The organism is Caulobacter sp. GW821-FHT12D05, assembly GCF_058807295.1.
Window position 1 is genome coordinate 428,324 of record NZ_JBXAQO010000004.1, and the last position, 22,602, is coordinate 450,925.

18 protein-coding genes and 1 pseudogene are annotated in these 22,602 nt (G+C 67.5%); 13 read left to right on the forward strand and 6 right to left on the reverse strand.

From position 1 onward, the window contains the following. Window positions 1-65: 65 nt before the first annotated feature. Window positions 66-1,685, forward strand: coding sequence for an ATP-binding protein (locus tag AC1RRR_RS20155; protein ID WP_492815659.1), 1,620 nt, complete (start codon window positions 66-68; stop codon window positions 1,683-1,685). A 68-nt stretch (window positions 1,686-1,753) separates the two neighbouring features. Beyond that, window positions 1,754-2,500, forward strand: coding sequence for an ankyrin repeat domain-containing protein (locus AC1RRR_RS20160; protein ID WP_492815660.1), 747 nt, complete (start codon window positions 1,754-1,756; stop codon window positions 2,498-2,500). On the opposite strand, the gene phoB is transcribed toward AC1RRR_RS20160, so the two are convergent. Genes phoB through pstC form a run of 5 tightly spaced genes read right to left on the reverse strand, consistent with a single transcriptional unit; the run spans window position 2,497 to window position 7,543 of the window. Then, the gene (phoB, locus tag AC1RRR_RS20165; protein ID WP_291871959.1) at window positions 2,497-3,189 is read right to left on the reverse strand and encodes a phosphate regulon transcriptional regulator PhoB; all 693 of its coding nucleotides are present in this window, start codon (window positions 3,187-3,189) and stop codon (window positions 2,497-2,499) included. The genes AC1RRR_RS20160 and phoB overlap by 4 nt on opposite strands. An 18-nt stretch (window positions 3,190-3,207) precedes the next feature. Beyond that, on the reverse strand, window positions 3,208-3,900 hold the full coding sequence (phoU, locus tag AC1RRR_RS20170; protein ID WP_492815661.1) for a phosphate signaling complex protein PhoU: 693 nt from the start codon (window positions 3,898-3,900) through the stop codon (window positions 3,208-3,210). A gap of 17 nt (window positions 3,901-3,917) precedes the next feature. Beyond that, window positions 3,918-4,760, reverse strand: coding sequence for a phosphate ABC transporter ATP-binding protein PstB (gene pstB, locus AC1RRR_RS20175; protein ID WP_492816576.1), 843 nt, complete (start codon window positions 4,758-4,760; stop codon window positions 3,918-3,920). A 58-nt stretch (window positions 4,761-4,818) separates the two neighbouring features. Then, window positions 4,819-6,117 carry a phosphate ABC transporter permease PstA gene (gene pstA, locus AC1RRR_RS20180; RefSeq protein ID WP_492815662.1) on the reverse strand — a complete coding sequence of 433 codons (1,299 nt, stop codon included), beginning with the start codon at window positions 6,115-6,117 and terminating at the stop codon, window positions 4,819-4,821. Continuing rightward, a complete protein-coding gene (gene pstC, locus AC1RRR_RS20185) occupies window positions 6,110-7,543 on the reverse strand; it encodes a phosphate ABC transporter permease subunit PstC (protein WP_492815663.1) in 1,434 nt (477 codons plus the stop codon). Before pstC ends, pstA begins: the two co-directional genes overlap by 8 nt. Window positions 7,544-7,932: 389 nt before the next feature. Here pstC and AC1RRR_RS20190 point away from each other — a divergent pair, with 389 nt between their 5' ends. Beyond that, on the forward strand, window positions 7,933-9,693 hold the full coding sequence (locus AC1RRR_RS20190; protein ID WP_492815664.1) for a methyl-accepting chemotaxis protein: 1,761 nt from the start codon (window positions 7,933-7,935) through the stop codon (window positions 9,691-9,693). Here AC1RRR_RS20190 and AC1RRR_RS20195 read toward each other — a convergent pair. Continuing rightward, entirely contained in the window at window positions 9,690-11,108 is a 1,419-nt protein-coding gene (locus AC1RRR_RS20195) for a sensor histidine kinase (RefSeq protein WP_492815665.1), read from the reverse strand. The genes AC1RRR_RS20190 and AC1RRR_RS20195 overlap by 4 nt on opposite strands. Before the next feature lie 163 nt (window positions 11,109-11,271). Between AC1RRR_RS20195 and AC1RRR_RS20200 the strand changes: the two genes are divergently transcribed. The 10 genes and pseudogenes from AC1RRR_RS20200 (at window position 11,272) to dapD (ending at window position 22,599) form a co-directional block, all read left to right on the forward strand. Further along, a complete protein-coding gene (locus tag AC1RRR_RS20200; protein WP_492815666.1) occupies window positions 11,272-14,565 on the forward strand; it encodes an autotransporter outer membrane beta-barrel domain-containing protein in 3,294 nt (1,097 codons plus the stop codon). Between the two features lie 261 nt (window positions 14,566-14,826). Then, window positions 14,827-16,281: an OprO/OprP family phosphate-selective porin gene (locus AC1RRR_RS20205; RefSeq protein ID WP_492815667.1), complete on the forward strand. Its 1,455-nt coding sequence runs from the start codon at window positions 14,827-14,829 to the stop codon at window positions 16,279-16,281. A gap of 11 nt (window positions 16,282-16,292) precedes the next feature. Then, window positions 16,293-17,342 carry a sulfate ABC transporter substrate-binding protein gene (locus tag AC1RRR_RS20210; protein ID WP_492815668.1) on the forward strand — a complete coding sequence of 350 codons (1,050 nt, stop codon included), beginning with the start codon at window positions 16,293-16,295 and terminating at the stop codon, window positions 17,340-17,342. A 63-nt stretch (window positions 17,343-17,405) separates the two neighbouring features. Then, window positions 17,406-18,455, forward strand: coding sequence for a sulfate ABC transporter substrate-binding protein (locus AC1RRR_RS20215; protein ID WP_492815669.1), 1,050 nt, complete (start codon window positions 17,406-17,408; stop codon window positions 18,453-18,455). A gap of 250 nt (window positions 18,456-18,705) precedes the next feature. Continuing rightward, window positions 18,706-19,341: pseudogene (gene lovK / locus AC1RRR_RS20220) on the forward strand (photosensory histidine protein kinase LovK); the annotation flags it as partial. Between the two features lie 18 nt (window positions 19,342-19,359). Then, window positions 19,360-19,827 (forward strand): response regulator, encoded by a 468-nt coding sequence (locus AC1RRR_RS20225; protein WP_492815670.1) that lies wholly within the window; start codon window positions 19,360-19,362, stop codon window positions 19,825-19,827. Next, a complete protein-coding gene (locus AC1RRR_RS20230; RefSeq protein ID WP_492815671.1) occupies window positions 19,827-20,099 on the forward strand; it encodes a SemiSWEET family sugar transporter in 273 nt (90 codons plus the stop codon). The genes AC1RRR_RS20225 and AC1RRR_RS20230 overlap by 1 nt, the downstream gene beginning before the upstream one ends. Window positions 20,100-20,174: 75 nt before the next feature. Next, window positions 20,175-21,092 (forward strand): acetylglutamate kinase, encoded by a 918-nt coding sequence (gene argB, locus AC1RRR_RS20235; RefSeq protein ID WP_492815672.1) that lies wholly within the window; start codon window positions 20,175-20,177, stop codon window positions 21,090-21,092. Then, window positions 21,089-21,754, forward strand: coding sequence for a pyrimidine 5'-nucleotidase (locus AC1RRR_RS20240; protein ID WP_492815673.1), 666 nt, complete (start codon window positions 21,089-21,091; stop codon window positions 21,752-21,754). Before argB ends, AC1RRR_RS20240 begins: the two co-directional genes overlap by 4 nt. Further along, window positions 21,751-22,599 (forward strand): 2,3,4,5-tetrahydropyridine-2,6-dicarboxylate N-succinyltransferase, encoded by an 849-nt coding sequence (gene dapD, locus AC1RRR_RS20245; RefSeq protein WP_492815674.1) that lies wholly within the window; start codon window positions 21,751-21,753, stop codon window positions 22,597-22,599. Before AC1RRR_RS20240 ends, dapD begins: the two co-directional genes overlap by 4 nt. Window positions 22,600-22,602 lie beyond the last annotated feature (3 nt).

Genomic DNA, 22,602 nt, shown 5'->3' on the forward strand with positions numbered 1-22,602 from the left:
TTTTGAGTTCACGCATCCATTCAAGGCCTTAAGGCCAAAGCGCCGCAGGAAAGCCGACGCCACGCATGGCCGCCGACGAACACGACCGCTCCTCCCACCCGACCAAAGCCCTGCACTCGCGCGCCTTCCTGGACGCCGTGGTCGAGAGCGTACCCGCCATGCTGGTGGTCAAGAACGGCAAGGACGGCCGCTTCGTGCTGGTCAATCGCGCCGGCGAGGAGCTGCTGGGCGTGCCGCGCGAAGCCCTGATCGGCCGCAACGACGCCGACTTCTTCCCCGCCGACCAGGCCGCCTTCTTCGCCGAGATGGACCGCAAGGTGCTGGACAGCGACCGCGTCTGGGTCATCGACGAAGAGCCGCTGAAGACCCCGCACAACGGCGACCGCTGGCTGCAAACCAAGAAGATCGGCATCCCCGGCGAGGGCGACGAGAAGCTGCTGCTGATCATCAGCGAAGACATCACCGAGCGGAAGAAATCCGCCGCCGCCCTGGAGGCCGCGCTGCAAAGCGCCCAGGCCGCCAGCATCGCTAAGTCGGAATTCCTGGCAAACATGAGCCACGAGATCCGCACCCCGCTGAACGGCGTGCTGGGCATGGCCCAGGTGCTGGCCCAGACCGAGCTGACCGACCGCCAGCGCGAAATGATGGACGTGATCCTGGGCTCGGGCCGGGTGCTGAACGCCCTGCTCAGCGACATTCTGGACCTGGCCAAGGTCGAGGCCGGCGAGGTCGAGCTGGAGCCCGCGCCGTTCAACCTGCGCGCCGGCCTGACGGCGGCCGCCGCCACCTTCGAGGGCCTGGCCCACCAGAAGGGCCTGACCTTCAGCCTCGACTTCGCCGGCGACTTCCACGAGCGCGCGGTCGGCGACGCGCTGAAGATCGGCCAGATCGTCAACAACCTGATCAGCAACGCGGTGAAGTTCACCTGCGAGGGCTCGGTCGCCGTGCGCGCCGCCACCCGCGAGGCGTCGGACGGCGCGATCGAACTGTCTGTCGAGGTCGCCGACAGCGGCGAGGGCTTCACCCCAGAGGTGCAGGCCAGCCTGTTCGAACGCTTCGTCCAGGGCGACGGCTCGATCACCCGCCGGTTCGGCGGCTCGGGCCTGGGGCTGAACATCGCCCTGCGCTTCGCCAAGCTGATGGGCGGCGACATCACCTGCGACTCGACGCCGGGCCACGGCGCGACCTTCCGCTTCACCGCCCGCCTGGAGAAGGCGCAGGCCGAGATCCCCGCCCCCGCGCGCCGCCCTGCCCCGGCCCCGACGGCCGAACGCCTGCGCGTGCTGCTGGCCGAGGATCACCCGACCAACCAGCGCGTCGTCGAGCTGATGCTGGGCGAGACCGCCGACCTGGTGGTGGCCGAGAACGGGGCCATCGCGGTCGAGGCCTTCGAAAGCCAGCCGTTCGACGTGGTGCTGATGGACACCCAGATGCCGGTCATGGACGGCCTGACAGCGATCCGCGCCATCCGCGAGCGCGAAGCCGCCGCCGGAACGGTGCGCATCCCGATCATCTCCCTGACCGCCAACGCCATGCCCCATCAGGTCGAGGCCTGCCTTGAAGCCGGCGCCGACCTGCACCTGGCCAAGCCGATCACGGTCACGGCGCTGTTCGAGAGCATCGCGGCGGCCGTTGACATGGCGACCCGGGCGGCGGACGAGAACGAGCGTACGGCGGAGGCCTGAGGGAGGTTCTCATCTCCACGCTTCGAGACCAGATCACCGACCCCATCCTGCGCCAGGCCGTCGAGGCCTTGGACGCCGGCGACCTCGCCACGCTGCGCGCCCTGCTGGCGGCGCATCCGGACCTGCCCCGCCGCCGCGCGACGTTCGAGGAGCCGGCCTATTTCCGCGCGCCCGTCCTGCTGGCCTTCGTCGCCGAGAACCCGGTCCGCAAAGACAGTCTGCCGCCGAACGTGGTCGAGGTGGCGCGGGCGATCCTTGAGGCCGGAAGCGCTCCGGCCGACATCCAGGAGACGCTGGGCTTGGTCGCCTCAGGCCGCGTCGCCCGTGAGGCTGGCGTCCAGGAGGCGCTGATCGAATTGCTGGTCGAGTACGGCGCCGATCCGGCCCACGCCCTGGATGGCGCCCTCGTCCATGGAGAGTTCGTGGCGGCCCGTGCGCTGCTGCGGCTGGGCGCGCCCTCGAGCCTGCCGACGGCGGCGGCCCTGGATGAGCTGTCGGAAGCGTTGCGTCTGCTCGCGACGGCGCGGCCCGCCGAGCGCCACCTGGCTCTGGCCCTGGCCGCGCAGTTCGGCCGGACCGGGGTGCTGAAACTATTGCTAGAGGCCGGCGAGGACCCGAACCGGTTCAATCCGCCGAACGCCCACGCTCATTCGACGCCGCTACATCAGGCGGCTTGGAACGGGCACGCCGACGCCGTCCGGCTCCTGCTGGAACACGGCGCGCGACGCGACCTGCGCGATACGCTGTGGAACGGCACGGCGGCCGACTGGGCCCGCCACGCGGGCAGGCCCGACGCCTTGCTGGACGAGCCTTAAGCCGCGTCCAGATCCAGCGAATAACCCGCCGAACGCACGGTGCGGATCGGGTCACCGTCCGCGCTGCCGTTCAAGGCCTTGCGCAGGCGGCCGATGTGGACGTCGACCGTGCGAGCCTCGACATAGACGTCCGAGCCCCAGACGGCGTCCAGCAGCTGTTCGCGGCTGAACACCCGGCCCGGATGCTGCATCAGATAGTCCAGCAGGCGGAACTCGGTCGGACCCAGGTGGATCTCCTTGCCGCCACGCTTCACGCGGTGGGCGACCCGGTCGATGATGATGTCGCCGACCGTGATGCGGTCGTCGGCCAGGCCCGGACGGATGCGGCGCAGCACCGCGCGAACGCGGGCCGTCAGCTCGACCATCGAGAACGGCTTAACGACATAGTCGTCGGCGCCGGTGTCGAGCCCGCGGATGCGATCGGTTTCCTCGCCGCGCGCCGTCAGCATGATGATCGGCACGTTGCGGGTCTCGGCCCGGCCGCGCAGGCGGCGGCAGACCTCGATGCCCGAGACCTTGGGCAGCATCCAGTCCAGGATGACCAGGTCAGGGGCCCGCTCATTGGCCATGATCAGGGCTTCCTCGCCATCACCGGCCACGCCAACGCGGTAGCCTTCCTTGTCGAGGTTGTAGTGAAGCAGGGTGGCGAGGGCGTCTTCGTCTTCCACCACCAGAACGTAGGGAGTCACTTCAAGTCGCCTCTTAGGTTACTGCGCCACGACGTCGAGCTTGGGACGCTGCGACACGAGTTCGTCGCCGGTCAGCTCGAAGTGGATGATCTCGGCGATGTTGGTGGCGTGATCGCCGATGCGCTCGAGGTTCTTGGCCACGAACAGCAGATGAGCGCAGGCGTTGATCGTGCGCGGGTCGCCCATCATGTAGGTGAGCAGTTCGCGGAAGATCGAGTTGTAGTGCTCGTCGACTTCCTCGTCGCGGCTCCACACGCCGATGGCGCGTTGCAGGTCCGAGGTCGTGTAAGCGTCCAGCACGTCCTTCAGACGGCCTTGCACCAGCTTGCCCATGCGCTCGATCGAGCGGGTCAGGGCCGTCATCGGATCGGCTTCGGTCAGGATCAGGGCGCGCTTGCCGATGTTCTTGGCCATGTCGCCGCAGCGTTCCAGGCTCATCGAGATCTTCAGGGCGGCGACGGCGTGGCGCAGGTCCACGGCCATCGGCTGGCGCAGCGCGATCAGGCGGAAGGCCTTGCGCTCGATCTCGCCCTGCAAGGCGTCCAGGCGCTCGTCGCCGGCGACCACGGCCTGGGCCAGCGGCGCGTCACGACGGGCGATGGCGGCGATGCAGTCGGCGACCTGGCTTTCGGCGATGCCGCCCATGCGGGTGACTTCGGCGGTCAGGTGGGCCAGCTCTTCGCCGTACGACTTGACGGTATGTTCGGTCATTTGAGGGATCCTTCCGCTTAGCCGAAGCGGCCGGTGATGTAGTCTTGCGTGCGGCTGTCGCGAGGATTGGTGAACATCTCCTCGGTCGGACCGCTCTCGACCAGCTTGCCCAGGTGGAAGAAGGCCGTGCGTTGCGAGACGCGGGCGGCCTGGGCCATCGAGTGGGTGACGATGACGATGCAGAACTGGGTCCGCAGCTCGTCGATCAGCTCCTCGATCTTGGCGGTGGCGATAGGGTCCAGGGCCGAGCAGGGCTCGTCCATCAGGATCACTTCCGGCGACACGGCGATCGCGCGGGCGATCACCAGACGCTGCTGCTGGCCGCCCGACAGGCCGGTGCCCGGCTGGTGCAGGCGATCGGCGACTTCGTTCCAGAGACCGGCCTTCTTGAGGCTGCTCTCGACGACGGCTTCCAGGTCGGCCTTGGACGAGGCCAGGCCGTGGATGCGCGGGCCGTAGGCGACGTTCTCGAAGATGGTCTTCGGGAAGGGGTTCGGCTTCTGGAACACCATGCCGACACGCGAGCGCAGGACCACCGGGTCGACGCTCTTGAGATTGACGTCATTGCCGTCGATCTCGATCGAGCCTTCGACGCGAGCCGACGGGATGGTGTCGTTCATGCGGTTGATGCAGCGCAGGAAAGTCGACTTGCCGCAGCCCGACGGGCCGATGAAGGCGGTGACCGACTTGCCCGGGATGTCGATGTTCACATCGAACAAAGCCTGCTTGTCGCCGTAGAAGACCTTGACGTCGCGCGCCTTGATCTTGGCCTCGCCGACCGCCGCCGAAGCGTGGCCGTGCGGAACGGTGGTGTGGATCACCGGCGTGTGGGCGGTGTCGTCGGGGCTTTGGACGGTCATGGCGTGTCCACGGAGAAGGGGCGAAGCGTTGGGGTTCAGGATCTGGGTCATGTGAAACCTACCAGCGGCGTTCGAAGCGGCGGCGCAGGATGACGGCCGCGGCGTTCATGACGATCATGAAGACGAGCAGGACGATGATGGCCGCGGCGGTGCGTTCGTGGAAGGCCCGCTCGGAAGCGTTCTCCCAGATGAACACCTGGACCGGCAGCACGGTGGCCGCGCCGGTGAAGCCTTCCGGCACGCCGGGCACGAACGAGACCATGCCGATCATCAGCAGCGGCGCGGTCTCGCCCAGGGCGTGGGCCAGCGACAGGATGGCGCCGGTCATCACGCCGGGCATGGCCAGCGGCAGCACGTGGTGGAAGACCGTCTGGGTCTTGGACGCGCCGACGCCCAGGGCGGCTTCGCGGATCGACGGCGGCACGGCCTTCAGCGCCGAGCGGGTGGCGATGATCACGGTCGGCAGGGCCATCAGGGCCAGCACCAGGCCGCCGACCAGCGGCGAGCTGCGCGGCACGTTCAGCCAGTTGATGAACAGCGCCAGGCCCAGCAGGCCGTAGACGATCGACGGCACGGCCGCGAGGTTGTTGATGTTGACCTCGATGATGTCCGTCCAGCGGTTCTTCGGGGCGAACTCTTCCAGGTAGGTCGCGGCCAGCACGCCCACCGGCACCGCGATCAGGGCGGTGATGATCAGCATCATGGCCGAGCCGACCACCGCGCCCAGCACGCCGGCCTGTTCAGGCTCGGTCGAGTCGGAATTGGTGAAGAAGGCGAAGTTGAAGCCCGAGGTGACCGCGCCGGTCTTTTCCAGCTTGTCCAGCCAGTCCAGCTGCTGGTTGTCCAGCTTGCGGTCGCCTTCGGCGGTCGTGCGCTTGATCTCGCCCTTGAAGTAGAGATCGGCGTCGGCCTTCAGCGGACCCGTCAGGGTGATCGTCTGACCGATCAGCTTGGGGTCGGCCTTCAGCTTGTTCAGGATCTGGAAGCCGAAGTCGCGCGACACCAGGTCCTGGACCTTGGTCGAGACCGAGCCCAGGTCGTCGTCCTGGATGTTCAACTTCTTCATCACCGCCTCGGCGACGATGTAGTCGTAGTTGACGCCCGAGAGGTCCGACGTGTCGATGCGGTCCGGGTTCAGATAGACCGGCACGTTCAGCGTGTGGGTTTCGAAGGTCGTGTAGCCTTGGCTCACGATCCGGCCGACCAGCACGACCAGGAACACCAGGGCCACGATGATGGCGGCCATGCCCTGAGCCTTGAAGGTCCGCTCTGCGGCGTGGCGCTTCTTCAGCCGGGCTTCCATGGCTGCCGAAGCGGCGGAGCGCGGGGCGGCCGCGCCGAGGGTGGCGTCAGTCATATTGTTCCCGGTACTTCTGGACGATGCGCAGGGCGACGATGTTCAGCGTCAGGGTCACCACGAACAGGGTGAGGCCCAGGCCGAAGGCCGACAGCGTTTTCGGGCTGTCGAACTCCTGGTCGCCGGTGAGCAAGGTGACAATCTGGACGGTGACGGTGGTCACGGTGTCGAGCGGGTTGACCGTCATCTTGGCCTGCAGGCCGGCGGCCATGGTCACGATCATGGTCTCGCCGACGGCGCGGGACACGGCCAGCAGCATGGCGGCCATGATGCCCGGCAGGGCGGCCGGCAGGACAACCTTCTTGACGGTCTCGGACTTGGTGGCGCCCATCGCGTAGCTGCCGTCGCGGAGCGACTGCGGAACGGCGTTGATGATGTCGTCCGACAGCGAGGAGACGAACGGGATCAGCATGATCCCCATCACCACCCCGGCCACCAGGGCCATCTGGTTCTGGACTTCCATCAGATAGGTGGCCAGCGGACCGGCCGGCAGGGCCGCGCCGATGGCGTTGAAGCCGGCGCGGAACAGCGGGCCCACCGTCAGGGCGGCGAAGAAGCCGTAGACCACGGTCGGCACGCCGGCCAGGATTTCCAGCAGCGGCTTGACCACGCCGCGGACGCCGCGGCCGGCATATTCCGAGAGGTAGATCGCCGAGTAGAGGCCGACAGGCGCGGCCACCAGCATGGCGATCAGCATGATCAGGAAGGTGCCGGCGAACAGCGGCACGGCCCCGAACGCGCCCGCCGAGGCGACCTGGTCGGCGCGCATGGCGATCTGCGGGCTCCATTCGGTGCCGAACAGGAACGAGATCGGGTTGACGCTCTGGAAGAAGCGCCAGCTTTCCCAGACCAGCGAGAGCACGATGCCCAAGGTGGTCAGCACGGCCGCGACCGAGCAGCCGATCAGCAGGATGCTGACCCAGCCCTCGACCCGGTTGCGGGCGCGGAATTCGGTGGAGATGCGCGGGAAGGCCAGCAGGAAGCCGGCCAGGGCCAGCACGCCGGCGCCGGCCAGCATGCCGACGTTCAGCACGGCCTCGATGCGGCGGGCCTCGGCGACCTTGGCGTCGAGGGCGACCTTGATCTCGCCTTCGTAGGTCACTTCCGACGGCGGCTGCTTCGAAGCGATCGCGTGGGCGTCGCTATAGAAGACGGCCTGACGGTCCGGCTCCAGCGCCTGGACGGCGGCGGGACGCGTGGACTGCAGCATGGCGTCCTCGACGCGGCCACCGAAGGCGGCGCCCAGCAGCAGCAGCAGCGCGGCCGGCACGCCGGCCCACAGGGCCGCGTAGGTCCCGTAGTAATCCGGCAGGGAGTGGAGGACGCGCTTGCGGCCTCCAGCGGAGGCCACGGCGCGGCGGCGACCGGCGGCGAAAGCCACACCGGAGAACAGCGCCAGGACGAGGAGCGAGAGCCAGGTCAGCATGCGTGAGGCTAATCTTGTCGCGAGTTGTCGAAGGCCCCGCAGGATCGCTGACCTTCCCCCGCCCCGATCTATGCCGGGCCGGCGCTGTGCTTATGCGACGGATCTGTGACAGTTTGACGACAGCGCCCGGCCCGCGGTCCGATGACTGTCGGGATTCAGCAACGTCACAGCCCCGGTCGATATGTCGCACCCCGTCGCACGCCATGCGCGATCTGGATTTGGCCTCTAAATTTCCGCGTTATTTCAAAGCGCTAGAAAAGGAAAACGATCGCGAGCGATTTCATCGCCCTCAAAGCGGGGACGTCGCGCTTCTTCATTTAGGACTTGGTGAAGAGCTGGACGGGCAGGTTCGCGCTCGAACCTCCCTAACCGCCCAGGAAGCCGGCACGATGTTCAAGCGTTCGCACGCCGTGGAGACCTTGGCCGCCCTCGACAAGTCGCTGGCGACCATCGAGTTCGACCCCAGCGGCAAGATCCTGTCGGCCAACGCCAACTTCTGCACGGCCATGGGCTACAGCCTCGACGAGATCGTCGGCCAGCACCACCGGATGTTCGTCGAGCCGACCCACGCGGTCAGCGAGGAATATGCGAACTTCTGGAAGAAGCTGGGCCGGGGCGAGTTCGACGCGCGTGAGTATCTGCGCCTGGGCAAGGGCGGCGTCGAGATCTGGATCCAGGCCTCGTACAACCCGATCCGCGACGGGCGGGGTCGCGTCTCGCGCATCGTCAAGATCGCCACGGTGATCACTGAAGAGAAGCGTAAGAGCGCCGAGGAGCGCGGCAAGATGGACGCCATCGGCCGCGCCCAGGCCGTGATCGAGTTCACGCCGGACGGCCAGATCATCACCGCCAACGACAACTTCCTGGGCGCGCTCGGCTACGCCCTGTCGGAGATCCAGGGCAAGCACCACCGGATGTTCGTCGAGGCCGCCTATGGCGCCTCGCCCGAATACGCCGCGTTCTGGCGCAAGCTGAACGCCGGCGAGTTCGTGGCCGCCGAGTTCAAGCGCGTGGGCAAGGGCGGCCAGGAGGTCTGGATCCAGGCCTCGTACAATCCGATCTTCGACCACAAGCGCAACATCACCAAGGTCGTGAAGTTCGCCACCGTCGTCACCGGCCGCGTCCATGCCGTCAACGAGATCGCCCAGGGCCTCGAGCACCTGGCCCAGAACGACCTGACCTATCGCATCGCCGATCCGGTCGATCCGCAGTTCAGCAAGGTCCGCGACGATTTCAACACCGCCATGTCGGTGCTGGACGAGGCCATGGGCGTGGTCGCCCACGCCACCCAGAGCGTCGGGGCCGGGGCCCAGGAGATCTCGACCGCCTCGGAAGACCTGGCCCAGCGCACCGAGCAGCAGGCCGCCAACCTGGAAAAGACCGCCGCCGCGCTCGACGAGATCACCGCCACGGTCAGCCGTAGCGCCCACGGCGCCAAGCAGGCGTCCGAGGCCGCCACCGCCGCCCGCGCGGACGCCGCCCGCTCGGGCCAGATCGTCGGCGACGCCGTGGCCGCCATGGGCGAGATCGAGAAGTCGTCCGGCCAGATCACCAGCATTATCGGCGTCATCGACGAGATCGCCTTCCAGACCAACCTTCTGGCCCTCAACGCCGGCGTCGAAGCCGCGCGGGCGGGCGAGGCCGGTCGCGGCTTCGCGGTCGTGGCTTCGGAAGTCCGGGCCCTGGCCCAGCGCTCGGCCGAGGCCGCCAAGGAGATCAAGATCCTGATCGCCAACTCGTCCTCGCAGGTGGCGCGTGGCGTCCGCCTGGTCGGCGACACGGGCGAGGCCTTGTCGACCATCGCCCTGAAGGTCGGCCAGATCGACGGCCTGATCTCCGAGATCGCCGAGTCGTCGCGCGAACAGTCGGTCGGCCTCTCGGAGGTCAACACCGCCGTCAACCGCATGGACCAGGTCACCCAAAGCAACGCGGCCATGGTCGAGGAGGCCAACGCCGCCTCCGCCAGCCTGCGGCAGGAGTCCAACGAGCTGTCGGCCCTGGTCAACCGCTTCACGACCAGCGTCGCGCCCCGCGCCCAATCGGCCCCGGCCTATGCGCCCCGTCCTGCCTCACGCCCGGCCCGCGCGCCGATCAGCCGGCCGGGCTCGGCCGCCGTGGCGGTCAAGACCGACGAGTGGAACGAATTCTAGGCCTCGGCCGTCGCCGTTGGCGGCGGGACCGGCGCGGGGGCTGACGTCGCCTTGGCCATCGGCAGATAGACGCCGAAGGTCGCGCCTTCGCCCTGGACGCTCTCGACCGTCAGCCCGCCCCGGTGACGGTTCATGATGTGCTTGACGATCGCCAGGCCCAGGCCCGTGCCCGAGCGCTCGCCGCTCTTCTGGCCTTCCACTCTATAGAAGCGCTCGGTCAGGCGCGGCAGGTGCTCGCGCGCCAGGCCCGGCCCCTTGTCGGTGACGCGCAGCACGGCGTAGCGCTCGGCCGGGTCGTGGTCGGGCGTCAGCAGCGACATGCGGGCGGCGGCGGTGTCGCGGGCGGCGGCGGCGGCCTCGGCAGACAGACCGGGGAAGATCTCGACCCGCACGGTCTCGCCCTCGGGCGTATATTTGATGGCGTTGTCGACCAGGTTCTGGATCACCTGGATGATCTGGTCGCGGTCGCCCTCGATCACCGCCCCGCCGCGCGGCGGCAGGACGGGATCGAAGATCACGCCCTTGTCGCGGGCTTGCGGCGCCAGGGCGTCGATCACGTCGACGGCGGCCATGGCCAGGTCCACCCGGCCCAGCGGCGCGATGTGCTCGTTCAGCTCGATTCGCGACAAGCTCATCAGGTCGTCGATCAGGCGCGACATCCGCTCGGCCTGGGCCAGCATGATGGCCAGGAACTTGTCGCGCGCGCCCGGATCGTCCTTGGCGTGGCCGCGCAGGGTCTCGATGAAGCCCGACAGCGAGGCCAGCGGCGTGCGCAGCTCGTGGCTGGCGTTGGCCAGGAAATCGGCGCGGGTGCGCTCGCTGCGGCGGGCGTCGGTCTCGTCGCGCAGGGCCAGCAGGGCCAAGCGCGAGCGGCCGGCGCTTTCCTTCAGCGGCCGGGCATGGGCCAGCCAGGCGCGGCCCTGGGCGCCGCCGGTCTCGAACTCGACCACGCCCTCGACATTGCCGAACAAGGCCTCGTCCACGGCCTCCAGCACGCGCGGATTGCGCACGGCGGTGACCAGCAAGGCGCCCTGGTGCTGAATCTTGAACAGATCCCGGGCGGCGGCGTTGGCGAACAGGAAGCGGCGGCCGGTCAGGTCATCGGCCTCCTCGGCGGCGATGACCATCAAAGGATCGGGCAGGCGGTCGAGAATCGCCGCGAAGGGCGGCACCTCCTCGACGACCGCGGCCGGAACCAGGCCGCCGGGAATGGGAATCACCGCCGGCGCATCGGCCCGGCGCGACAGCCACCAGCCCGCGCCGCCGGTCGCCACGGCCGCGATCACGGCCGGAACGGGCTGGGCCACGCCGACCACGGCCAGGCCCAGAATGACGCCTGGCCCAATCATGGAAGGCCAGAATGCGCCCGCACGGCGGCTTTCGGAGCTGTCCGGGGGCGTGTTCGCCAGCGGCATGTGGAGGCTCACCGATTCAAGCGAGAGGCGATTCGTCGATCCAGATATGGCGCCCCGCCAAGCCATGCGATAGACGGATGACGTTTCAGTACGTGTCACGAGCGAGATGCACCGCATTTTCGCCGCAACGTGACCCGAATTAGGTGCGCCGGTTTCCGTTGGGGTGTCATACGTAATGCAGCGCAAGGTCCTGGTCGCGACAGTCGCGGCCGCTCCTCTCTTGGCTATGGGGTTCGCCGCGATGGCGGAAACCTCGGTCTCCACCGCGCGTACGACGCCCATCGCCACCAGCACGGCGACGGGATCTGCGGCGGATGACATCGCCATCACCGCGGACGGCTCCATCAAGCCGACCTCGACGGGCGCGATCGTCACGATCGACAGCAACAACTCGGTCACCAACAAGGGGACCCTCTCGACGACCGGCGTGAACGACGGCGTCGGCGTGCTGATCATCGGCGGCAAGACCGGCAACCTCAGCAACACCGGCACGATCTCGCTGGTCGAGGACTACACGGCCACCGACACCGACTCGGACGGCGACATCGACGGTGCGTTCGCCCAGGGGGCCAACCGCTACGGTATCCGCCTGACCAACGCCGGGACCCACACCGGCAATATCGAGAACGGCGTCGGCGGCACGATCACCATCGAGGGCAACAACTCGGCCGGCATGCTGCTGGAAGGCCCGGTGGTCGGCAACGTCACCAATATGGGCACGATCAGCGTCGTCGGCGACAATGCCTATGGCGTGCGCATCGCGGCCCCGGTCACCGGCAAGGTGACCATGGGCGGCTCGATCACCGCCCAGGGCAAGGACGCGGTCGCCCAGGCCATCGATTCGACCGTCAACGGCGCGCTGGTGCTGCAAGGCACCGCCACCGCCACCGGCTATCGCTACACTTCGCGCCCGACCACGCTGGACGCGCTGAACAAGCTGGACGCCGACGACCTGCTGCAGGGCGGCCCGGCCGTCCGTGTCGCGGGCGACGTGACCGGCGGCGTGCTGCTGCAGGGCGCCAACTACTCGACCAAGGTCGGTACGGACGGCAACACCGTCACCACCGCGATCACCTCCAGCACCTCGGGCTCGTCCAGCATCAGCGTGTACGGCAGCGCGCCGGCCCTGCAGATCGGTTCGGCTGACAAGAACGTCACCCTGGGCGCGGTCGGCGCGGGCGACCTCGCCTACGGCCTGGTGGCCAAGGGCGCGATCAGCGCCGCGGGCGTCTATAACGGCGTCACCGCCACGGGCGTGTCGATCGGCGCGGGCGGCGGTCGCACGACGACCCTGACGAACGGCCTGCGCAACGACGGCCAGATCCAGGCCACCACCTTCGAGGCCGACGCCACCGGCATCGCCCTGAACACCGGCTCGGTGGTCAACGAGCTGCTGAACCGCGGCGCCATCGCCGCCAGCTCGTCGTCCTATGCCGGCTCGGGCGTCACCGCCTCGGCGCGCGGCGTCGTGCTGGGCGCGGGCTCGGCCACCACCAGCATCCGCAACACCGGCTCGATCACCGTCGGCCGCGTCGGCGAGACCGGCGACGCGGTGGCCATCCTCGACCAGGCCGGCACGCTGAAGACCATCACCAACACCGGGTCGATCCGCGCCGCCGTCACCGCGCCCGCCTTCAAGGCCGACGGCACGGCCGCGACGGTCACGGCCGTCGGCCAGGGCATCGCCCTGGACCTGCGCGCCAACAATTCGGGCGTGACCTTCACCCAGTCGGGTCCGACCGACTACGCCTCGACCACCACCTGGCCGACCACCGACACCGTGGCCAGCACCGACACCACCACGACCACGATCGCCCCGAGCATGGTGGGCGACGTGCTGTTCGGCGGCGGTAACGACACGCTGAACCTGTGGAGCGGCACCCTGGTCGGCAACATGTCGTTCGGCGCCGGTCAGGACCGCCTGTCGATCGACGGCGGCGGCGTGGCCCTGGGCAAGCTGAACGACAGCGACGGCAAGCTGGACATCGCCATCGCCAACGGCAGCCTGGGCATCGTCAACACCGACACCATCAACGTCTCCAGCCTGACGATGGGCGCCAAGTCCAAGCTCTTATTCTCGGCCGATCCGGCCGCGGGCCAGAACACCAAGCTGGTGGTCTCGGGCGCGACCAACATCGCCACCGGCGCCGAGCTGGGCATCCGCCTGGCCAATATCGTCAAGGCCCCGACCAGCTTCCTGGTGATCCAGGGCAGCAACATCAATGTCGGGACCATCGGCAACGGCCTGCTGGCCGAGTCGCCGTACCTGTACGTGGCCACCAGCCGCGCCGACACCAACAACGTCTATATCGACGTGCGCCGCCGCACGGCCGCCGAGATCGGCTTCAACCGGGCCGAGACCTCGGCCTATGACGCCGTGTTCGCCGCCCTGGGCAATGACTCGGCCCTGGCCACCCAGTTCCTGGGCCAGAACACCCGCGACGGCTTCCGCGACCTGTACGACCAGATGCTGCCCGACCAGGGGATCGGCCTGTTCACGGCTTTGCAGTCGGTCAACCAGCAGATCTCGGCCGCCACCATGTATCGGCCCGATCCAGGCGATCGCTACGGTCCCGACAGCATCTGGATGCAGGAAATCAACAACCTGACCCGTCGCGACACCGACCAGTCGCTGGGCTCGGATACGCAGGCCTTCGGCTTCGTCGGCGGCTACGAGGCCATGGGCGACGCCGGCGGCGCGCTGGGCCTGACCCTGGCCTATGTCAGCATCGAAGAACACGACACCGTCGCCAAGGTCGGCGAGCAGACCACCGCCTCGTTCGTCCAGACCGGCGCCTACTGGCGTCGTTCGGTCGGCGGCTGGCGCTTCAACACCGGCGGCGGCGTGGGCTATGGCTTCTTCAAGGCCGATCGTCGCTTCATCTCGCCCGACACCAACGGCGACGGCACGGCCGACCTGAACGTCGGCAACAACGCCGACTGGAACGGCTTCACGGCCAACGCCTTCGCCGGCGCAGCCTATGAGCAGAAGTTTGGTCGCTTCTTCGCCCGCCCCGAAGGCCGCCTGGACTATGTCTGGCTGCGTGAAGGCAAGCGCGAGGAACGCAACGCCGTCTACATCAAGGATGGCGTCATCTCGACCACCCCGGGCGACGGCTTCAACCAGACCATCGACAAGCGCACTTCCAGCAGTCTCTCGGGCGAGCTGGGGGTGGTGTTCGGCGCCGACTTCGGCAAGACCGTCTGGTGGCGTCCGGAAGTGCGGGTCGGCTATCGCCAGACCCTGGCTGGCTCGATCGGTGACACGGTGTCCCGTTTCACGAACGGCAACCCGTTCACCCTGGCCGCCCTGGACGATCGGAACGGCGCTCTGACCGCGGGCTTCGCCCTGCGCGCCGGCACGCCGATGTCCTACCTGTCCCTGGAAGGCGGTATCGAAGCCGCCAAGAAGCGGAAGCTCTACAACCTGCGCCTCGCCGGCCGGGCCATGTTCTAAGGCCCCAGCGCCCCTCAATTGAGTTTTGGAAATACGAAAGCCGCCTCGGGAAACCGGGGCGGCTTTTTCCGTCCACGGATCTTTAACCGTTCAAGTGTCTGATTTGACGGAAGTTTCGCAGCGTATTTCGCGACATTTCGCCGCGCCTCCAGAAAAACTCAAGGCCGGTTTTCCTAATCTCGATTTCGTGGCTAGGGATAATCGTTTTCCCTGGCCTAGCAGGTTCGGTTCCGCCTCGGCGGCGCCGAAAGGGGAATAAACATGACCTTAGGCAGAACTGCATTCCGCGCCGCGCTGATAGCCGGCGTATCCCTGCTGGCGACCGCCGGCGTAGCGAACGCTCAGACCGCTACGCCCGACGACGCCGCCGCCCGCATCGCCGCCCTGGAAGCCCAGCTGGAGACCCTGCAAAAGCAGGTCGCCGACCTGAAGGCCGCCACCGCCGCCAGCCTGAAGGACGTGCGCGCTGCTCAGAGCGTCACGAACGTCAGCATCGCGGCCGGCCGCCCGACCATTGCTTCCGGCGACGGCGCCTACAGCGCCACCCTGCACGGGGTGATGCAGCTGGACGCCGCCCAGTACTTCCAGGACAAGGGCCTGCCGGCCGTGATCGGCAACGCCCGCGACCTGAACAACGGCACCAACTTCCGCCGCGCCCGCCTGGGCGTCGACGGCAAGTTCGCCAAGTATTTCGACTACTCGATCCTGCTGGACTTCGGCGGCGCGGGCGCCGACGGCGCCGGCCAGCTGCAGGAACTGTTCGTCCAGTACAACTACGCCCCCTTCAAGATCCGGGTCGGCGCCTACGCCCCGAACCTGGGCCTGGAGGACGCGGCCTCGACCAACGGCTCGCTGTTCCCGGAACGTCCGTCGGCCGCCGAAGCCGCTCGCGGCCTGGCCGGCGCCGACCGCCGCATCGCGCTGCAAGGCCAGATCGTCCAGGAGCGCTGGCTGCTGTCGGGCGCGGTCTCGGGCGCCAAGGCCGGCGACGGCCAGACCTTTGACGAGCAGCTGGGCTATCTGGGCCGTTTCGCCTTCATCCCGGTGAAGGGCCTGGACTATCTGATCCATGTCGGCGCCAACGCCAGCGTCGTGGCCACCCCGGCCCAGACCGCGGCCCTGACCGGCGCCTATGCCGTCACCATCCAGGACCGTCCTGAGCTGCGTGTCGACGGGACCCAGCTGGTCACCACCGGCGGCATCGACGCCAAGAGCGCCCGCCACTTCGGCCTGGAAGCCGCGGCCCAGAAGAAGGGCCTGCTGATCCAGGGCGAGTACTTCGACTACAAGATCGACCGTCGCAACGCGGCAGCCGGCGTCACCAATCCGAAGTTCACGGGCTGGTACGTGGAAGGCGGCTGGGTGCTGACGGGCGAGGCCCGCAAGTACAACCCCAACACCTTCGCCTTCGACGCCCCCGCCATCGCCAACCCCTTCGACCCGAAGGCCGGCAAGTGGGGCGCGTGGGAACTGGCCGCTCGCTACTCGGTGCTGGACCTGAACCACCACGAGGATGCGACCCTGGCCGGCGACCGCGTGCGCGGCGGCGAACAGACCATCTGGACCGCCGGCCTGAACTGGTTCCCCAACTCGGTGACCAAGTTCTCGGTCGACTATCTGGATGTCGACATCGATCGCAAGGATCCGGCCGGCGGCCTCACCGCCCTCAGCCAGAGCTACCAGGCGGTCAACTTCCGCAGCCAATTCGCCTTCTAAGGAACCTCTTCATGTCGAAGTCCCGCGACGCCCGGTCCTTCGTTCCTTCCCGCCGCGACCTGATCGCGGCGGGAGCCGGAACGGCGGCCCTGGTCATGGCTGGCGCCGCGCAGGCCCGGGCTCCCAAGCCCGCCACCCTGCTCAATGTCAGCTACGACCCGACGCGGGAACTCTACAAGGAGATCAACCCGGCCTTCGCCAAGTACTGGAAGAGCCGGGTCGGTCAGGACCTGACGATCAGCCAGAGCCACGGCGGCTCGGGCAAGCAGGCCCGCTCGGTGATCGACGGCCTGCAGGCCGACGTCGTCACCCTGGCCCTGGCCGACGATATCGACCAGATCGCCAAGCGCGGCCTGATCGACAAGAACTGGAAGTCTCGCCGCCCGGCCAATTCCGCGCCCTACACCTCGACGATCATCTTCCTGGTCCGCAAGGGCAACCCGAAGAAGATCGCCGACTGGGGCGATCTGGTGAAACCGGGCGTCAGCATCATCACGCCCAATCCCAAGACCGGCGGCGCGCCGCGCTGGGCCTATCTGGCGGCCTGGGCCTATGCCCTCAAGCGCCCCGGCGGCTCGGACGCCTCGGCCCAGGCCTTCGTCAAGCAGCTGTATTCGCAGGTCCCGATCCTGGATAGCGGCGCTCGTGGATCGATGACCACCTTCGCCCAGCGCGAGATTGGCGACGTCCTGCTGACCTGGGAGAACGAGGCCCACCTGGCCCGCGAGGAATTCGGGGCCGACAAGTTCGAGATCGTCTATCCGTCGATCTCGATCCTGGCCGAGCCCTCGGTCGCCGTGGTCGACAAGGTGGTCGACCGCCGTGGAACACGCACCATCGCCGAGGGTTACCTGAATTTCCTGTACAGCCCGCTGGCCCAGGATCTGATCGGCAAGAACCACTACCGCCCTCGCAACCCGGCGGCGGCGGCCAAGTACGCATCCAAGTTCCCCAAGATCCCGCTGGTGACGATCGACAAGCAGTTCGGCGGCTGGGCGAAAGCCCAGGCCCGGCACTTCGATGACGGCGGCGTGTTCGATCAAATCTACAAACCCGCCTAGCGGCGGACGGCGTATTGCAAGCTCGCGGCAGGCGGGCAGCCCGAAAAAACAGAGGCTTCAGTGATGACCCAAGACCTGAACAAGACCACCCGTCGCGGCCTGCTGGCCGGCGCCGGCGCGGGCGCCGCGGCCCTGGCCGCAAGCGGCCTGCCCAGCCTGGCCAACGCCCAGGCCGGCAAGACCATCACCCTGCTCAACGTCAGCTACGACCCGACGCGCGAGCTCTACAAGGACATCAACGCCGCCTATGCCGACTACTGGAAGAAGCGCGTCGGCCAGACCCTGGTGATCAACCAGAGCCACGGCGGTTCGGGCAAGCAGGCCCGCTCGGTGATCGACGGCCTGCAGGCCGATGTCGTCACCCTCGCCCTGGCTTATGACATCGACGAGATCGCCGCCAAGGCCAAGCTGCTGCCGGCCAACTGGCAGTCGCGCCTGCCGCAGAACTCGACCCCCTACACCTCGACCATCGTGTTCCTGGTCCGCAAGGGTAACCCCTGGAAGATCAAGGACTGGGGCGACCTGGTGAAGCCGGGCATCGACGTGATCACGCCCAACCCCAAGACCTCGGGCGGCGCCCGCTGGAACTACCTGGCCGCCTGGGCCTGGGCCCTGAAACAGCCGGGCGGCAACCCCGCCAAGGCCGAGGCCTATGTGAAGAGCCTGTTCGAGCACGTGCCCGTGCTGGACACCGGCGCCCGCGGCGCCACCACCAGCTTCACCCAGCGGGGCCTGGGCGACGTGCTGCTGGCCTGGGAGAACGAGGCCTACCTCGCCCAGGACGAACTGCCGGGCAAGTTCGACATCGTCTATCCGTCGCTGTCGATCCTGGCCGAGCCGCCGGTCGCCGTGGTCGACAAGAACGTCGACCGCCACAAGACCCGCACCATCGCCGAGGGCTACCTCAACTTCCTGTACAGCCCGCTGGCCCAGGAGCTGATCGCCAAGAACTACTACCGTCCGCGCAACGCCGACGTGGCCAACAAGTATGCGGCCCGCTTCAAGAAGATCCCGCTGGTGACCATCGACGACACCTTCGGCGGCTGGAAGAAGGCCCAGGCCACGCACTTCAACGACGGCGGCGTGTTCGACCGCATCTACCAACCGAAATAACGGCTTCCTGACGGCCTGCCCGTTCCGGGAAGCACGGGTAAGACCATCGGATGCGCGGCGGGAATCCTTGAAGGATTCCCGCCGTTTTCATTTCGCCGTCCACCTATGTTGGGAACCCGACAGGATCGGGTACGTTGAGCGTCAACGGGGTGGTGGGAGCTTGACCATAGGCATGGACGACTATTCGGAATCTGTACGCGATGTCAGCCAGGCCACGGGCCGTAGCCCCGCGGATCTTGAAGCGATCATCGAGGCGCGGACGCACGAGCTGAAGGAAGCCCTGGAGCAGAAGACCGCCCTGCTCCACGAAGTCGACCACCGGGTGAAGAACAACCTGCAGCTCATCTCCAGCCTGTTGCTGCTGCAGAACCGTCGCGTTCAGGATCCCGCTCTGAAAGCCTCGCTGAAGGGCATGCTGGGCCGGGTCAACGCCATCGCCACCGTCCACCGCCGCCTGTTCCAGAGCGAGGATGTGGAGCGTTTCGACGTTTCGGCCTTCATCCGCGACATGGTCGCCGACCTGATGGGCTCGGCCGCCCGCGACGACATCCGCATCGAACTGGATCTGGAGCGGGTCGAGATCCCCGCCTCCAAGGCCGCGCCCTTCGCCCTGGTGGTCAACGAGCTGCTGACCAACGCGCTACGGCACGGTTTCCCGGAGGGCCGCGGCGGCAAGATCTTCGTCGGCGTTCGCCGCGAAGAGGGGAATTTCAGGATCGAAATAACCGATGACGGCGTTGGTTTCGACAAGGACACCAAACCATCGGGGTTCGGTCTGACCATCGTTCAGCTGCTGTGTCAGCAGTTGAAGGCCAAAAGTGAGACGACCGATGCGGAACCAGGTGTCCGTGTTGTCGTTCTGCTGCCCGTGAACGGGGCGAACTAGGAAGGTTGAGTTAGCTTGATGAGCGGTCGTGCGCTCGATGTGCTGATAGTCGAGGACGAGATGCTTCTGGCGATCGAGCTGGAACACCTCGTCGAGGAAGTGGGGTGCCACTCGCTCGGCTGCGCGATGAGTTCGGACGAGGCCGTGGATCTCGCCGAAAAGCTTCACCCTGACCTGGCTCTGGTGGATGTCCACCTCAGCGACGGCCCGACCGGCGTCGACGTGGCCCGCAAGATCTCGCAGGACTGCGGCGGCGTGGCGCTATTCATGACCGCCAACGTCAAGCGCCTGCCCGAGGATTTCGCCGGCGCCTGCGGGGTGATCGGCAAGCCCTATTCCGAGCATGGCGTGAAGACCGCCCTCAACTACCTGACCTTCTGCCTGACCGAAGGCCACGTGCCCGGTCCCGTGCCGGTGGGTCTGACCCTGGCGCCGGCCTATGCCGCGCTGTGGGGTCTGGACGACGTCCTCTCGAAGACCGCCTAGTGGCCGTACCGCCGGTCGCCGCTGTCGTCGGCACGGCCGCGGCCTTGCTTTCGATCACCAGTTTCGCGCCGCAGATCGTCAAGATCTGGAAGGAGAAGGACGCCTCGTCCGTCTCGCTGCGCACCTACATCGTCACCGTCACGGGCTTTGCCTGCTGGGTGACCTACGGCTTCCTGATCCAGGCCTGGCCGGTCATCGTCTCCAACATCGCCTGCCTGCTGATGTCCGGCGGCGTGCTGGCCATGAAATGGCGGTTCGATCGACCCCGCTGAGGGTCCTTCTTTGATGACAGGGGGGGCGGGGTCCGCTATCGAGGCGCCGATTTTACGTATCGAGGGACCGCCGCCTTGACCGACGTCGCCGCCGAGGAAGCCGGCTGGGCCACAGCCAAGACCCTGGCCGAGGCCCTGCCCTATATCCAGATCTACGACCGCGAGACGGTGGTGATCAAATACGGCGGCCACGCCATGGGCCAGGAAGACGTGGCCAAGGTGTTCGCCGCCGACGCGGTGCTGCTCAAGCTCCTGGGTGTCCATCCGGTGGTCGTGCACGGCGGCGGTCCGCAGATCAGCCGCATGCTGGACAAGGCCGGCGTCAAGTCGACCTTCATCGACGGCCTGCGCGTCACCGACGAAGCGACGATGGAAGTGGCCGAGATGGTCCTGTCGGGCGCCATCAACAAGGAAATCGCCAGCTGGATCACCCAGGCCGGCGCCGAGGCCGACGTGCGCGGCGTGGGCCTGTCGGGCAAGGACGCCCGCCTGATCACCGCCGAGAAGGTGACCCGGACCAAGAAGGATCCGGACAGCAATATCGAGCAGGCCGTCGACCTGGGCTTCGTGGGCGAGCCGACCAAGGTCGATCCGCACATCATCCAGACGCTGCTGGCCTCGGAAACCGACTACATCCCGGTGATCGCCCCGATCGGCGTCTCGGCCGCCGGCGAGACCTTCAACATCAACGCCGACACCGTGGCCGGCGCGCTCGCGGGTGCGCTGAAGGCCAAGCGGATGCTGATGCTGACCGACATCAAGGGCGTGCTCGACGGCAATGGCGAGCTGATCCGCGAGATGACGGTCGACGCGGCCCGTGAGCTGATCGCCTCGGGCGTGGCCACCGGCGGCATGATCCCCAAGCTGGAAAACGCGATCCACGCCATCGAGGCGGGCGTCGAGGCCGTGGTCATCCTGGATGGCCGCCGTCCGCACGCCATGCTGGTCGAGCTGTTCAGCGAACACGGCGCGGGCACGCTCATCTCGCAATGAGCGCGGACCTCTCTCACGTCGACACCTGGCTGTTCGACCTCGACAACACCCTGTACCCGCTGGAAAGCGAGTTCATGGGCCTGATCGAGGTCAAGATGACCGACTTCGTCGAGCGGATGACCGGCCTCCCCCGCGAGGAAGCCAAGGCGCTGCAGAAGCAGTACTTCACCGAGCACGGCACCACCCTGTCGGGGCTGATGCTCAACCACGGCATGGAGCCCAAGGCGTTCCTGGACGAGGTTCACGACGTCTCGATGGACAGGCTGATCCCCAGCCCGGAACTGCGCGAGGCCATCGCCCGCCTGCCCGGCCGGCGGATCATCTTCACCAACGGCTCGGTCGGCCATGCCGAACGGGTGCTGAAACACCTGAATCTGCGCGACCTGTTCTCCGAGGTCTTCGCGATCGAGACGGCGGACTACATCCCCAAGCCCTCGCTGAGCACCTTCGACAAGATCAGCAAGCTGCACGCCATCGATCCGCCGAAGACCGCCTTCTTCGAGGACAGCGAAAAGAACCTGGTCCCGGCCGCGCGGCTGGGCATGACCACCATCCTGGTCGGAGCCCACGCCAAGGACTCGACCTCCGAACACGTCCATTTCCGGACCAACGATCTGCCTGAGTTCCTGAACTCGGCCCGCCTGCAAGGAAGCCCGCAATGACCGCGACCGTGAGCCTCTCGGACCTCCAGACCGAAGTCGAAGCCGCCTGGGAAGCCCGCGCCGACGTCTCGGCCGCCACCACCGGCCCGGTCCGCACCGCCGTGGAAGAGTCGCTGCTGCTGCTCGACAGCGGCAAGGCCCGCGTCTCGGAAAAGGTCAACGGCGAGTGGATCACCCACCAGTGGCTGAAGAAGGCCGTGCTGCTGTCGTTCCGCCTGAACCCCAACACCGTCATGCGCGCCGGCACGCTGGGCGGCGGCGTCGGTCCGTGGTGGGACAAGGTGCCGAACAAGTTCGACGGCTGGGACGCCCCGCAGTTCGAGGCCGGCGGCTTCCGCGCGGTGCCGGGCGCGATCGTCCGTCGCGGCGCCCACATCGGCAAGAACGTCATCCTGATGCCGTCGTTCGTGAACATCGGCGGCTATGTCGACGAAGGCACGATGGTCGACACCTGGGTGACCGTCGGCTCGTGCGCCCAGATCGGCAAGAACGTCCACCTGTCGGGCGGCGTCGGCATCGGCGGCGTGCTGGAACCCCTGCAGGCCAACCCGACCATCATCGAAGACAACTGCTTCATCGGCGCCCGCTCGGAAGTCGTCGAGGGCGTGGTCGTCGGCGAAGGCTCGGTCCTGTCGATGGGCGTGTTCATCAGCGCCTCGACCCAGATCATCGACCGCGCGACCGGCCAGGTCCACGTCGGTAAGGTCCCGCCCTACAGCGTCGTGGTTCCGGGTAACCGCCCCGATCCGAAGAGCGGCCTGGGCCTCTACTGCGCCGTGATCGTCAAGACGGTGGACGCGCAGACGCGGTCGAAGACGAGCATCAACGACCTGCTGCGGGACTAAGAG